Source organism: Klebsiella planticola ATCC 33531, assembly GCF_000735435.1.
In the GTDB taxonomy this organism is placed as follows: Bacteria; Pseudomonadota; Gammaproteobacteria; order Enterobacterales; family Enterobacteriaceae; genus Klebsiella; species Klebsiella planticola.
The window spans coordinates 35994-49936 of sequence record NZ_JMPP01000055.1 but is presented as its reverse complement, the minus strand read 5'-3'; the positions used below and the strand labels follow the sequence as shown (position 1 = coordinate 49936).

Genomic DNA, 13943 nt, shown 5'->3' with positions numbered 1-13943 from the left:
CTGCTATATGCGGGCAATGTTCCGCTTTTCAAGTTACATGATGCGACAGGCAAACCCTTTCAGATACAGCCCTTCCGGGTAGGTTGCAATCACCGGGTGATCGGCAGCCTGACGGAACTGTTCTATAAATTGTACATCACGTCCGGCATCAATTGCGGCATCGGCAATGATTTTCTGAAATAAATCGGTCGCCATCAAACCCGAGCAGGAGAAGGTCAGCAGGATACCGCCGGGATTCAAGAGCTGAATCGCCAGCATGTTGATATCTTTATAGCCGCGGCAGGCGCCCATCAGCTGGTTTTTATTCTCGACGAACTTCGGCGGATCCATGACGATAACGTCAAACTTCTCCCCCTGATCGCGATATTTACGCAGCAGTTTAAAGACGTCGTCGCGAACAAATTCCGCTCTGGAAAGGTCCAGCTTGTTCAGCTCTACGTTTTGTTTCGCAACGTCCAGCGCCTCCTGGGAGGTATCCACGCTAATAACCTGGCGGCAGCCGCCCATCAGAGCGGAAACAGCGAAACCACCGGTGTAGGAAAAGCAGTTAAGAACGCGCTTGTCGGTGACATAGCGGCGGGTCGCCAGACGGCTATCGCGCTGGTCGAGGTAGTAACCGGTTTTGTGGCCGCCCTGAATATCTACCAGCAGCTGCATACCGTGCTCGGTAATCGGTAGCAGGGCCGGCGGCAGTTCGCCGACGACGGGACCCTGAGCCAGCTCCAGTCCCTCTTTTTTACGCACCGCGACGTCGCTCCGATCGTAGATAGAGCAGTCCGGAAACAGCGTTTGCAACGCGCTGATGATGGCGGCACGCTGGTATTCAGCACCGGCGCTCAGCAGCTGCAGTACGAAGAAGTTACCAAAACGATCGATGGTCACGCCCGGCAGGCCGTCGGATTCTCCGGCGATCAGACGATAGCTATCAAGGCCATCGCGGGCCGCCAGCCATTCGCGCCAGGTCTGAGCCTGCTGCAGACGACGCTCGAAAAAAGCGTTATCGATAGCTTCATTGCGATCGAAGCTCCAGACGCGAGCGCGGATCTGCGAAGAGGGCGAATACGCGCCGCGGGCCAGCCATTTTCCCTGAGAATCAACGATATCGATGGTCTCACCGGAACGAGCTTTACCTTCCATCCGGGCGACGGCGCCGGAGAAAATCCACGGATGGCGACGCAGCAGGGATTTCTCGCGTCCTTTGGTTAACACTAAGCGGGGGAAAATGGAATCTGTCATGGAGCTACCTTTAAGCAACGGGAATGTCGCACCGAAAAATGGCGCGTAGGTTAGCACAAGTGACCGGCGCAAGCATCATTCCACCTGCGCCGACAGGTGAGCGTTTCGGCACAAAATGCCGGCGCTTTGGCACAATAAAAACCTTCCCGGGATCTTACAGTGATTCCTCACCCAACGGAGGAAAACACGATGAAAACAGGATCCCGGTTAGCGACAATCTTGATTGCGGTTATCAGTACCAGCGCGGCAGCAGCGCCATTTCGCGTCACCAGCAGCGATATGCGCGAAGGCGACAGCCTGGCGACATCCCAACAGTTTAATGGTTTTGGCTGTCGCGGGGGGAATGTCTCGCCCCAGTTGACCTGGGAACATGCGCCGACGGGTACCCGCAGTTTTGCGGTGACCGCCTACGACCCGGATGCGCCCAGCGGGAGCGGGTGGTGGCACTGGACGGTGGTGAATATACCGCCGACGGTTTCCAGTCTGGCGACTGGTGCCGGAGATAAAAACAACGCTAAACTGCCAGCAGGCGCCGTGCAGGGGCGGAATGACTTCGGCTATGCGGGCTTTGGCGGAGCGTGTCCTCCGCCCGGGGATAAGCCTCATCGTTACCACTTTACGGTATGGGCGCTGAATACGGCGACATTACCGATTGATGCACAGGCCAGCGGCGCGTTGGTGGGCTTTATGCTGCGCAGCCATGCTATCGCCAGCGCCCAGCTGACGGCCATGTCAGGACGCTAAACGACAGACAGAGAGCTCAAATGCGGAATATTCACTTTCAGCATAACGCGTTATCGGCGGCGGAAATCACCTCCCGGCGATTATATAAACTGCATCGCGTCAGGCTTTTTTCGCCTGCGCTGTGTCGGGTCAATCGAGGAAGTAAAATCATCGTGCAGGGGGCCAGTCAGATGCAGGCCACCCCGCAGCAGCTGATTATTTTGCCCGCCGACGTTGAGCTCGAGGTCATTAATCAGCCGGACAATGGGCTATTTTGTTCTGACCTGCTCTCATTGACCGTCGACCTGCTCGCGGATTTTAAAGCACGTTACATGAGCGAGCCGCCGCCCGGCCGGCTGACATCACTCTGCGCGCCGATGACTCCTGAGCTGTCGTTTATGTGGCAGAACGTGTTGCAAGCGGTGCGTGGGGGACTATCGACGGAACTGCAGCATCACCAGACGATGGGGCTGCTGCTGGCGTTGCAGCAGGCGGGATATGCCGGACCGCTGTTAAACGAAAGACAGCAGGATCTGACCGGCCAGGTACGGCAAATTATCATGCTGTCGCCGGCGGAGGCGTGGAGCGTTCCCCGGGTGGCAAAGATGTTGTTTTTGGGGGAATCGACGCTGCGCCGCCGTTTACAGCTGGAATCGCAAAGCTTTCGTCTGATCGTTGAAGAGGTTCGCATGGCGTACGCCTTAGGCCAGCTGCAGTCAACGTCGCTACCCATAGGCGAGATCGCGCTCAACAGCGGCTATCAGTCCGGGTCACGCTTTACCGCGCGTTTTCGTCAGCACTATGGCCTGTTGCCGAAGCATGTACGCTGACGAGAATTTGCTATTCTGTGCATCAGGGCAGGCCAAAAAAGGAGCGTAACGATGGCGACAATCTGCACAATGGCATGGGTTTATGGCTCGGTTCAGGGCGTGGGGTTTCGCTACTCGACGCAGCGGGAGGCGCTACGCCTGGGGCTGACGGGCTATGCTCGTAATCTTGATGATGGCAGCGTGGAGGTGCTGGCCTGCGGGGAGGAAGACCAGGTCGCGGCACTTATCGCCTGGCTAAAAGCCGGCGGGCCGCGCAGTGCGCGGGTTGACAGAGTCAATACCGAGCCTCATCAACCCACCAGAGAGTGGCAAAAATTTGCCATTCTCTATTAAATGCACTTCACCGGTTTAGGCAGGCCGGCAATTTTGGTGGCCTGTTTGGCCGGCCCTTTCGGGAACAGACGGTAGAGATAGCGGCTGTTGCCTTTCTCTTCGCCAAACTTATTCGCCATCGCCTTCACTAACATGCGAATGGCGGGCGAGGTGTTGAACTCCAGATAAAATTCGCGCACAAAGCGCACCACTTCCCAGTGTTCAACGGAGAGCGTAATGCCTTCCTGCCCGGCGATAACTTCCGCCATAGCTTCGTTCCACTGTGTCGTCTCTTTCAGATAGCCTTCGCTATCGGTCTCAATTTCGTTGCCTTCAAAGATAAACATAATTCTTCACATACCGTTCAGACTGGCCGCAGTGTAGCAAAAAATAAGGCCCCGCATAAGCGGGGCCTGAGCACAGCGTCGGCAGAGGTTAGTCCCGGCTTGCGAAGCCAAGGATGCTCAGCAGGCTGACGAAGATGTTGTACAGCGACACGTACAGGCTGACGGTAGCGCGGATATAGTTGGTCTCACCGCCGCGGATAATATTGCTGGTTTCAAACAGGATTGCGCCTGAAGAAATCAGGATAAACACCGCGCTGATGGCCAGGTGCAGAGCCGGCAGCTGCAGGAAGATGTTAGCCACCATACCGATCAGAACCACCACTACGCCTGCCATCAGCATCCCGCCGAGGAAGGACATGTCTTTGCGGGTGGTCAGCACATAGGCCGAGCAGCAGAAGAACACCAGAGCGGTACCGCCCAGCGCCAGACCAATCAGGTCACCCATGCCCGCAGACAGATAGGCGTTGAGCATTGGCCCAAGGATATAACCCAGGAAGCCGGTAAAGGCGAAGGCCGCCAGAATACCTGTCGGCTTATTGGCCAGTTTATAGGTCAGGAACATCAGACCATACATACCCACCAGCGTCAGAATCAGCCCTGGAGAAGGCAGCATCAGCACCGTGCTGGCCGTTGCCGTAATGGCGGAAAATGCCAGCGTCAGACTGAGAAGGAAATAGGTGTTCCGCAGAACTTTATGCGTACTGAGCAGCGATGAACGGTCACGCGACGACGTAATAATACGATCCATGAGTCACTCTCTTATGACAGATGTAATTAATAATGAAGCATAAAAAAACCGCGACGGAAGCCATAGTGCTTTTACCCATCTTTACTTAGACCCCAACGCAATCACGCAGCATATTATTCTAATAAATAATGGAAAGGTGGTGTGTTTGTGCGTTTGGCTTCAGGAACCCGATCGGAATCTGATAGGTTACTGAAAAATATTGCGTTATTGCCGTTCTGTGGCTAAGTGTGGAGAGGGTACAAACGAAGCGTAATAAAGGCAAGGGATATGAAATCACAAAAATACAATCACATCACGCAAGCATTGCTGGCTCTCGGTTTACTCTGCACGACGGCCACGATATTTGCCGCTCAGGTTCCCCCGGGGACGGTGCTGGCAGAGAAGCAGGAACTGGTGAGAAATAACGGCAGCGAGCCGGCATCATTGGATCCGCATAAGGTCGAGAGTGATGTTGAGTTTAATATCATCAGCGATCTTTTCGAGGGGCTGGTCAGCGTCTCGCCGGCGGGTGAAATAGAGCCGCGGCTGGCGGAAAAGTGGGAAAATAAAGATAACACCGTCTGGACCTTCCATTTACGTCCGGGCGTTACCTGGTCTGACGGGACCGCCATCACCGCGCAGGATATTGTCTGGAGCTGGCAGCGTCTGGTCTCTCCTCTGACGGCATCTCCTTATTCCAGCTACCCGGGCAATATGCATATTGCGAACGCGCAGGAAATTGCCGAGGGGAAAAAAGCGCCGGAGACGCTGGGCGTGAAGGCGGTTGATGATGCGACGCTTGAAGTCACATTAACGCAGCCGAACGCGGCGTTATTAGCGATGCTGGCGCACCCTTCGCTGGTGCCGATTGATAAAGTGCTGGTAAACCGCTTTGGCGAGCAGTGGACCAAACCGGAGCATATCGTGACCAGCGGTCCGTATAAGCTGTCCGCGTGGGTAGTTAACGAGCGCATCGTGGCCGAACGTAACCCGCGTTATTGGGACAATGAGCATACGGTAATTAATAAAGTGACCTGGCTGCCGATTCATTCAGAGGCGGCGGACGTTAACCGCTATAAAGCGGGCGAAATCGATATTGTTTATACGGTACCGATTAACCAGTTCGCACAGCTTAAAAAGACCATGGGCGATCAGCTGAACGTGTCGCCGCAGCTGGCGACCTACTATTATGAGTTCAACACCACCCGGCCGCCATTTAACGATCCGCGAGTCCGGCTGGCGCTGAACATGGCGCTGGATAAAGACATCATTGCTGAAAAAGTACTGGGGCAGGGACAACGCCCGGCCTGGCTGATTAGCCAGCCTGATATCGGCGGCGTAAAACTGCAAAATCCAGATTACGCCAGCTGGCCACGCGATAAGCGCATTGCCGAAGCCAAAAAACTGCTGAGCGAAGCGGGGTACTCGGATAGTCACCCGCTGGTGTTTAATCTGCTGTACAACACTTCGGAATCACACCAGCGCGTGGCGATTGCCGCCAGTTCGATGTGGAAGAAAAACCTTGGTGTGGAGGCGAAGCTGCAAAACCAGGAGTGGAAGACGATGCTCGACACCATGCACACGCACAATTTTGACGCCGTGCGCTATGCGTGGATTGCCGATTATGACGATGCCGCCACTTTCCTGAACAATTTCCGCACCGGCGACAGTGAGAATACCAGCCAGTACAGTAATCCTGCCTATGATGAAGCCTTAAAGAACGCCGCCAAAGCGTCGGATGGGGTGGCGCGCGGTAAGTACTACCAGCAGGCAGAGGATCTTCTGGCGAAAGATGTACCGGCGGTTCCGGTTTATCACTATGTCCGTACGCACCTGGTGAAACCGTGGGTGGGGGGATTTACGCCTGATAAGCTGGGATACTACTTCACCAAAGATATGTACATCAAAAAGCACTAACGCTCAGCGGGCAGATTTCGTGCTGAAAAAATGGTCAATCTGCTGTTGGTTCAATCGATTAACAGCATTTTGGCTATTTTTGAAGCAAGTGAACGGCTCCTGACTTTACACGGCGCAAGTAGCTGTTTATAGTGCGCCTCATTACGGAAGTGTGGCCGAGTGGTTGAAGGCACCGGTCTTGAAAACCGGCGACCCGAAAGGGTTCTAGAGTTCGAATCTCTACGCTTCCGCCAGATACAGAAAAATCCCGCGATAGAAGTATCGCGGGATTTTTTTCGTGTATTATCTGGAGTCTTCCTGTCCGGCCTGGGCTTTGTCGCTGAGCCAGCCCATCATATATTCGGCGTAATGTGTGCTATCCAGCAGAGGCTTTGCTTGCACCCAGCCATCATTGACTTCTTTTTGCCAGGAGTCTCCCCAGCTGTTGATAACCTTCAGAACATCCAGACACTGATTTTTTTTGTCACAGAGCGTTTTGCTACCGCTAATGACAACGGTATGCAGCACCAGACATTTTTTGCCTTTTGTATTTTTATCAAGGCAAATACCTTCTAACACCAGCGGCCTGCCGCTGTTGAGTACCGTTTTAATGACCGCGATGGCTTCTTTATAGTTACCGTGTCCTGGTTTTTTATTCTGTCCGGTCTCTTTTCCCGAACTGCCAGGTGTTGTCGTGTCACCTCCCGCTGGCGGATAAACCGCGACATCCACCTTTCCGGCGTTCTCAAGCCACACTTTATTCGCGACCCGGTGGCATTTTATCGGCACGGTAAGTTTAACGACGAAGTCGCGATAAGTGGGTTCCCGCATGAGCCTGAGAAAACTGACCGACTGCTCTTTTATATTGGGGAATATTTTCTTTAATGTTGAGAATTCTGTTTGGTGAGTATTAAAAAAATCCTCAATGCACGCCTGACAATTAAAGTCTGTTTTTTGAGCGGTATTTGTGAGGTTTTTGTAAATGTTATAAACCTGATTCCACATCGTATATTCCCGAACGCCGCCATCATCGCTAGTGGCGAAATCAGGCATCGTTTTATCTTTTGACGAGCACTCAAGTGATGGGTTACCGAACGCGTCATAGGCTGCATAATTTAAAGCATTTATTGCACTCCCGCCTTCATCTGCAAGAGGCTCATGACTTCTTGAATCCTCTTCGCCAAAAGGTTTTACCAGCCCGTAAGGTGAAAAGATTTTGTCTGGCGTATAGCGAGTACAATCCTCATGTAATTTGAGGCAGTTTTCCGCAGTAAGCACCACTGCCGCAGAGGCGGCGTAGCAGATCCCCCGACCTCCCTGCGCAGGTACTTTAGGTAAGTTAGTGACTTCAATCAGATCGCTTTGCACCGCATATTCTTTCGACGGTGGGGTGAATGCCGCAAATGAAGGATATTGAGCCGATGCTTCAGGCGGGATCAATAAAATAAACGCCAGAATAGCTAAGGTGTTGACCCTTTTCATATCGCCGAACCTTCTCTATGAGCACCGCTGTAAATAACGATGTTAGCGTATTGCTCGTTTTTTGCGCCATTGAGAGAGAAACCTTCGCGTTCGATAAATTCCTGCTTTACATGGCGCTAAGAGATGTTTATAGTGCGCGTCATTCTGGAAGCGTGGCCGAGCGGTTGAAGGCACCGGTCTTGAAAACCGGCGACCCGAAAGGGTTCTAGAGTTCGAATCTCTACGCTTCCGCCAAATAAAAAAAGGGGTTACCGAAAGGTAACCCCTTTTTGTTTTGGGGTCGTTTATACCCTATCAGTCACATCGCCTACATTGTGAGGCGCGTATGACGCCATTCTCTTTACCCTGCTGCGCCGGGGCCGCGAACTGAGTTCCGGCGTTGTCTATTCGCCGTTTCACCGCATCACCTGTTGAGCAAGCCTGACAGCAGGCGATAAAAGCAGACCGTCTGCTCAGCGATAGTGAATATCTTGCCTGGCCGCAATGATCCCCCCTGGAACTTATCTGTTATGGATAGATTGCAACGCAGCGCCGTACTGCTTGTACACATTGATTAAAAGCAGAGGCCATTCCCGTGGTGGCATTCACTTCTGCCATTGAGATAAGCTTTCATATAGGGCTTTTATTGGCAAAGGTATTTGTCTGGTACAATTTCGGTACTGGAGCATCCGAACCGATCCGCCGGCACCTCCCGCAGTAAACAGATGCACTGCCCTGGTGCCGTCGCCGGTGAGGATAACATTGCGCGACCTTGAAACTAGCCGGAATTGTGACTAAATTCTAATTTGGTCATGAGTTGTCAATCAATGGCTATCACGCTAAGCTGAAAAAATGACTAAGAATATGAACGTCCCACCATCACGTGGTCCACTTGATCACAGCGTCCGAGAGCAAATTGTCGAAGCGGCTTTTGAGCATTTCGGCCATTACGGCTACGAAAAAACCACCGTGGCAGAGCTTGCTAAATCTATCGGTTTTTCAAAGTCCTATATCTATAAGTTTTTTGATTCCAAACAGGCTATCGGCGAGGTGATCTGCGCTAACCGCCTGTCGTTGATCATGGAGGCGGTCGATGCCGCAATTGCCGATGCGCCGTCAGCCAGCGAGAAACTCCGTCGTCTTTTCGGGGCGCTCACCGAAGCGGGGAGCGAACTGTTTTTCCACGATCGCAAGCTTTACGATATTGCCGCCGTCGCCGCGCGGGATAAGTGGCCTTCTACGGAAAAGTATGCAGAACATCTGATCAAGCTGATTGAGGGTATTCTGGTTGAAGGCAGGAAGAACGGGGAGTTTGAAAGGAAAACGCCGCTGGACGAAGCCACGCACGCGGTATATCTGGTGATGTGTCCTTTCGTTAACCCCGTTCAGCTGCAGTTTAATCTCGAAGCGGCTCCTAAAGCAGCGGTGCTGCTTTCCTCACTGATTTTAAGAAGCCTCGCCCCCTGATTTGTGACCATTGACTTTATTGGTCACTAGTCTGAGAATGCGGAAACTGTCCTGTTATTTCATTAAGGGTTTCCCATGCTCAGGCTTAATTCAGCCCGTTTTGCCGTTTGCCTCCTGCCGTTCATCCTGGGGGCCTGCGGCGACAATTCCGCTAATGACGATCCGCGCACGCGGCCGCCGCTTGTCAGAGACGCGTCCGTTGAACTCGCGAACAATACTTCCCGGACCTTTACCGGCGTGGTGGTAGCAAGAACGCAAAGCGATCTTGGTTTCAGGGTGCAGGGTAAGATCCTCGAACGCTTTGTGGATACAGGCCAGACCGTTAAACGGGGTCAGCCACTGATGCGACTGGACCCTGTCGACCTGAAGCTGCAGGCGCTGGCGCAGCAACAGGCCGTTGATGCCGCCAGGGCACGCGCAAGAAAAGCAATCAGTGATGAGGCGCGCTATCGTGGCCTCGTTGCCTCTGGCGCCGTCTCCGCGTCAGAGTACGACCAGATTAAAGCGGCGGCCGATTCTGCTAAAGCGGAGCTCAGCGCCGCCCAGGCTCAGGCAAACGTGGCGCAAAACGCGACGGGCTATGCCGTGCTGCTGGCCGATTCCGACGGCGTGGTGATGGAGACGCTCGGCGAACCCGGTCAGGTCGTCAGCGCCGGACAGGCGGTGATTCGGCTGGCGAGAGCGGGGCAGCGTGAGGCGCTGGTGCAGCTCCCGGAGACGTTGCGTCCCGCCATCGGCAGCGAAGCTCAGGCTACGCGCTATGGCAACGAAACCGAGCCTGTTATCGCCAGACTGCGGCTGCTTTCGGATTCAGCTGATACTGCGACCCGCACATTCGAGGCGCGGTACGTGCTGGAAGGCCCGCTGGCGAACGCTCCGCTGGGGTCGACCGTGACGCTGCAAATTCAAAAAAATAGCGGGGAACGCCCGGTGATGCAGGTTCCGCTGGCTTCTCTGTACGATTCGGGTAAAGGGCCCGGTATCTGGCGGATTTCTACACCGCCAACCAAGGTCGTCTGGCAGCCCGTAACGGTGCTAAGCGTAGGTGCGGAAGCTGTGCAGGTGACTGGCGATGTGCGGCCGGGCGAGAAGATTGTGGCGCTAGGGGCGCATCTTCTGCACGAAGGCGAGGCTGTGCGACTTGCTGAACAACGCGATGCTGCCCATGCGGGGAGCAAACCATGAGCGCAAAACGCTTCAATCTGTCCGCGCTGGCGGTGCGCGAGCGCTCGATCACCCTGTTTTTGATTATTCTGATTACGATTGCCGGTATTTATTCGTTTTTTGGCCTTGGACGAGCGGAAGATCCGCCCTTTACGGTCAAGCAGATGACCATTATCAGCGTCTGGCCCGGGGCGACCGCGCAGGAAATCCAGGATCAGGTTGCCGAGCCGCTGGAAAAACGTCTGCAGGAGCTCAAATGGTATGACCGTACGGAAACCTATACCCGCCCCGGCATGGCCTTTATCACGCTCTCATTACAGGACAGTACGCCGCCATCCCAGGTGCAGGAAGAGTTCTATCAGGCGCGAAAAAAGCTGGGGGATGAAGCCAAAAATCTCCCCGCCGGCGTGATAGGGCCGATGATCAATGATGAATTCTCCGACGTCACTTTCGCGCTTTTTGCGCTGAAAGCGAAAGGGGAGCCGCAGCGCCTGTTGGTTCGTGATGCCGAAACATTACGCCAGCAGCTCCTGCACGTCCCTGGCGTGAAGAAAGTCAATATTATCGGCGAGCAGGCGGAACGCATTTATATCTCCTTCTCGCATGCGCGTTTGGCTACGATAGGGCTCTCTCCGCAGGATATTTTCAATGCGCTTAACAGCCAGAACGTCTTAACCCCGGCGGGTTCAATTGAGACTCGCGGCGCACAGATCTTTATCCGCCTCGATGGCGCTTTCGATGAATTGCAGAAGATCCGCGATACGCCATTTATCGCTCAGGGCAAAACGCTCAAGCTGTCCGACGTGGCAACGGTTGAACGCGGTTATGAAGACCCTCCCACTCTGCAGATTCGTAACCAGTCTGAACCGGCGCTGCTGCTCGGTATTGTCATGCGCGAAGGCTGGAATGGCCTGGCGTTAGGTAAAGCGCTGGATGCCGAAGCGGCAAAAATCAATGCGGCTATGCCGCTGGGGATGACCCTGACGAAAGTCACCGATCAGTCGGTGAATATCAGTGCGTCGGTCGACGAGTTCATGCTCAAATTCTTCGCCGCCCTGCTGGTCGTGATGATGGTCTGTTTTGTCAGCATGGGGTGGCGCGTGGGCGTGGTGGTCGCGGCGGCGGTCCCCCTGACGCTGGCGATTGTTTTTGTGGTGATGGAAGCCTCCGGTATCAACTTTGACCGCGTCACCCTGGGCTCGCTTATTCTTGCTCTGGGCCTGCTGGTCGATGATGCCATTATCGCCATCGAAATGATGGTGGTGAAAATGGAGGAGGGCTACGACAGAATTAAAGCTTCGGCCTACGCCTGGAGCCATACCGCCGCGCCAATGCTGGCAGGAACTCTGGTGACCGCCATTGGCTTTATGCCTAATGGTTTTGCGCAGTCTACCGCTGGAGAATACACCAGCAATATGTTCTGGATTGTCGGTCTCGCCCTGATCGCCTCGTGGTTGGTTGCCGTTGTTTTCACGCCGTATCTGGGCGTGAAGATGCTGCCGGATATTGCAAAAGTGGCAGGCGGCCATGCCGCTATCTATAACACGCCGCGCTATAACCGCTTCCGCCGTATGCTGGCCCGCGTTATCGCAAGCAAATGGGGTGTGGCCGGGTCCGTCGTCGCGATTTTCGTTTTGGCCGTTCTCGGAATGGGGCTGGTGAAAAAACAATTTTTCCCCACCTCTGACCGGCCGGAAGTTCTGGTCGAAGTGCAGATGCCCTATGGCACCTCTATTGGGCTGACCAGCGCAGCGGCGGCCAAAATAGAGGCGTGGTTGCAAAAACAGCCGGAAGCGAAAATGGTGACCGCCTACATTGGCCAGGGCTCACCGCGTTTTTATCTGGCGATGGCCCCCGAGCTACCCGACCCGTCGTTTGCCAGGATAGTGGTGTTGACGGACAGCCAGCAATCACGCGATGCGCTCAAACTCCGGCTGCGGGAAGCCGTCGCCAGCGGACTGGCGCCTGAAGCGCGCGTTCGCGTAACGCAACTGGTGTTTGGCCCGTATTCACCTTTCCCCGTGGCATGGCGGGTAATGGGGCCAGATAGCGATAAATTGCGCGACATCGCAGATAAGGTTGAGAGCGTGCTGCAGGCCAGCCCGATGATGAGGACCGTTAATACCGACTGGGGGCCGAAGGTACCCGCCTTACATTTCACCCTCGATCAGGACCGTCTGCAGGCAACCGGTTTAACGTCGAATGCCGTGGCCCAACAGCTCCAGTTCCTGTTATCGGGAATTCCCATTACCTCGGTACGGGAAGATATTCGCTCGGTGCAGGTCACGGGGCGCGCCGCCGGTGATATACGCCTGGACCCGGCGAAAATTGAGGGGTTTACCCTGGTGGGCAATGCGGGGCAGCGCATTCCTCTCGCACAAATCGGAAAGGTTGAGGTCAGAATGGAAGACCCGCTACTGCGTCGTCGCGATCGAACGCCGACCATTACCGTGCGCGGTGACATTGCCGACAACCTTCAGCCGCCGGACGTTTCTGCCGCCATCATGAAACAGCTACAGCCGATTGTTGATTCGCTCCCCCCTGGATACCGTATCGATATGGCGGGCTCGATTGAGGAATCGGGCAAAGCCACTCGGGCGATGGCGCCTTTATTCCCCATTATGATCGCCCTGACGCTGCTGGTCATCATTCTGCAGGTACGCTCCATGTCGGCCATGGTGATGGTGTTTCTTACCGCTCCGCTGGGGCTGGTCGGCGTGGTCCCTGCGCTGCTGCTTTTCAATCAGCCGTTTGGCATCAATGCCCTGGTCGGGTTGATCGCGCTTTCGGGCATTCTTATGCGTAATACGCTGATTCTTATCGGTCAAATTCATCATAACGAGAGGGAAGGCCTCGATCCGTACCATGCGGTGATAGAAGCTACGGTACAGCGGGCGAGGCCCGTGCTACTGACGGCAATGGCCGCTGTGCTGGCGTTTATTCCCCTGACCCATTCGGTGTTCTGGGGAACCCTCGCTTATACGCTGATTGGCGGAACGTTAGGGGGCACCATCATGACGCTGGTCTTCTTGCCGGCGATGTATGCTATCTGGTTCCGGATCCGTCCTGAGGTTCCGCCCCATTCGGCACGACAACAGGCGTAAACGGTAGTGCTTCGCATCGCGAGCGCCACGGCCAAAGAGGGGGAGGTGAGACGTCAGGCTCCCCCCCCGAACAGGGGGTGATGTTTTTGTGATGCAAGTCATAAAATAACGTCCGGTTATTGTGATGTTACTTGCACGCAATGGATTTGAATTTGAATCAACCCGCGCTATCTCTGCGGGTTTTTTTTCTTCCCGCGCTTGCTGACCGGCGATCGGCTACGGGTCAGACGGAATCAAGGGCAGAAAACCGCACCGACTTCATACCCATTTCAGCCTAAGCGCTCATGCCGCTTGCGGCGGGGAGTGACTCACCCATCGCTGGGCTATCGCTGGCTGAGCAGAGAGAACATTTGTCTGGCGCAGACTATTTGCCATTGCCAGATAATGCGACCGTCCAGATGTCTTGCGCCATAGCTGGCTGCGTAAAACCCATTGGGCTTTCACTCCACGTCCTGCGATGGCGGGTTTATTCCCCGCTTTTTTCAGTGGCAGGACGTTGAAGGCAGCAAATTTTTCACCTTCCTGTCATCCGTAGCTATATGTAGTGCGGTTTGCGGCCACTAAAGAGTTGTTTCTCTTCCCGGCTGTCTTCGACATCAGGAATGACCTTTGCCTGGCCCTCTCTATCATGTTACGTATTTCCCTGCCAACTTGTTGCGCCGGGTTTGCCACGATT

At 54.6% G+C, this 13943-nt stretch carries 11 protein-coding genes and 2 tRNA genes; 9 read left to right on the top strand and 4 right to left on the bottom strand.

Annotated elements, in window-relative coordinates; genetic code table 11:
- Positions 1-33: 33 nt before the first annotated feature.
- Positions 34-1236: a 23S rRNA (cytosine(1962)-C(5))-methyltransferase RlmI gene (gene rlmI / locus GRPL_RS05095; RefSeq protein ID WP_032688490.1), complete on the bottom strand. Its 1203-nt coding sequence runs from the start codon at positions 1234-1236 to the stop codon at positions 34-36.
- Positions 1237-1425: 189 nt separating this feature from the next.
- On the opposite strand from rlmI, the gene GRPL_RS05100 reads away from it, so the two are divergent.
- The 3 genes from GRPL_RS05100 to yccX are packed head-to-tail and all read left to right on the top strand — an operon-like array spanning position 1426 to position 3122.
- Positions 1426-1980, top strand: a complete 555-nt coding sequence (locus tag GRPL_RS05100; protein WP_032695678.1) for a kinase inhibitor — start codon at positions 1426-1428, stop codon at positions 1978-1980.
- Positions 1981-2000: 20 nt separating this feature from the next.
- Entirely contained in the window at positions 2001-2789 is a 789-nt protein-coding gene (locus tag GRPL_RS05105; protein WP_032700359.1) for a helix-turn-helix domain-containing protein, read from the top strand.
- Between the two features lie 51 nt (positions 2790-2840).
- A complete protein-coding gene (yccX, locus tag GRPL_RS05110; protein ID WP_032695680.1) occupies positions 2841-3122 on the top strand; it encodes an acylphosphatase in 282 nt (93 codons plus the stop codon).
- Here yccX and tusE read toward each other — a convergent pair.
- Positions 3119-3448, bottom strand: coding sequence for a sulfurtransferase TusE (gene tusE, locus GRPL_RS05115; protein WP_004860187.1), 330 nt, complete (start codon positions 3446-3448; stop codon positions 3119-3121). The two genes, yccX and tusE, sit on opposite strands and share 4 nt — an antisense overlap.
- A gap of 88 nt (positions 3449-3536) precedes the next feature.
- Positions 3537-4196 (bottom strand): FtsH protease modulator YccA, encoded by a 660-nt coding sequence (gene yccA / locus GRPL_RS05120; RefSeq protein ID WP_004860189.1) that lies wholly within the window; start codon positions 4194-4196, stop codon positions 3537-3539.
- 267 nt (positions 4197-4463) lie between these two features.
- On the opposite strand from yccA, the gene GRPL_RS05125 reads away from it, so the two are divergent.
- Together GRPL_RS05125 and GRPL_RS05130 are read left to right on the top strand one after the other, a co-directional pair.
- The gene (locus tag GRPL_RS05125; protein ID WP_032688486.1) at positions 4464-6092 is read left to right on the top strand and encodes an ABC transporter substrate-binding protein; all 1629 of its coding nucleotides are present in this window, start codon (positions 4464-4466) and stop codon (positions 6090-6092) included.
- Positions 6093-6237: 145 nt separating this feature from the next.
- A tRNA-Ser gene (locus GRPL_RS05130) sits at positions 6238-6325 on the top strand.
- Positions 6326-6374: 49 nt separating this feature from the next.
- Here the strand turns inward: GRPL_RS05130 and GRPL_RS28330 are convergent.
- A complete protein-coding gene (locus tag GRPL_RS28330) occupies positions 6375-7553 on the bottom strand; it encodes a hypothetical protein (protein ID WP_227502913.1) in 1179 nt (392 codons plus the stop codon).
- 146 nt (positions 7554-7699) lie between these two features.
- Between GRPL_RS28330 and GRPL_RS05135 the strand changes: the two genes are divergently transcribed.
- The 4 genes from GRPL_RS05135 (at position 7700) to GRPL_RS05150 (ending at position 13267) form a co-directional block, all read left to right on the top strand.
- Positions 7700-7787 (top strand) — tRNA-Ser (locus GRPL_RS05135).
- A 597-nt stretch (positions 7788-8384) separates the two neighbouring features.
- On the top strand, positions 8385-8999 hold the full coding sequence (locus GRPL_RS05140) for a TetR/AcrR family transcriptional regulator (RefSeq protein WP_032695682.1): 615 nt from the start codon (positions 8385-8387) through the stop codon (positions 8997-8999).
- Between the two features lie 75 nt (positions 9000-9074).
- Positions 9075-10184, top strand: a complete 1110-nt coding sequence (locus tag GRPL_RS05145) for an efflux RND transporter periplasmic adaptor subunit (protein WP_032700358.1) — start codon at positions 9075-9077, stop codon at positions 10182-10184.
- The gene (locus GRPL_RS05150; RefSeq protein WP_032700357.1) at positions 10181-13267 is read left to right on the top strand and encodes an efflux RND transporter permease subunit; all 3087 of its coding nucleotides are present in this window, start codon (positions 10181-10183) and stop codon (positions 13265-13267) included. The genes GRPL_RS05145 and GRPL_RS05150 overlap by 4 nt, the downstream gene beginning before the upstream one ends.
- Positions 13268-13943 lie beyond the last annotated feature (676 nt).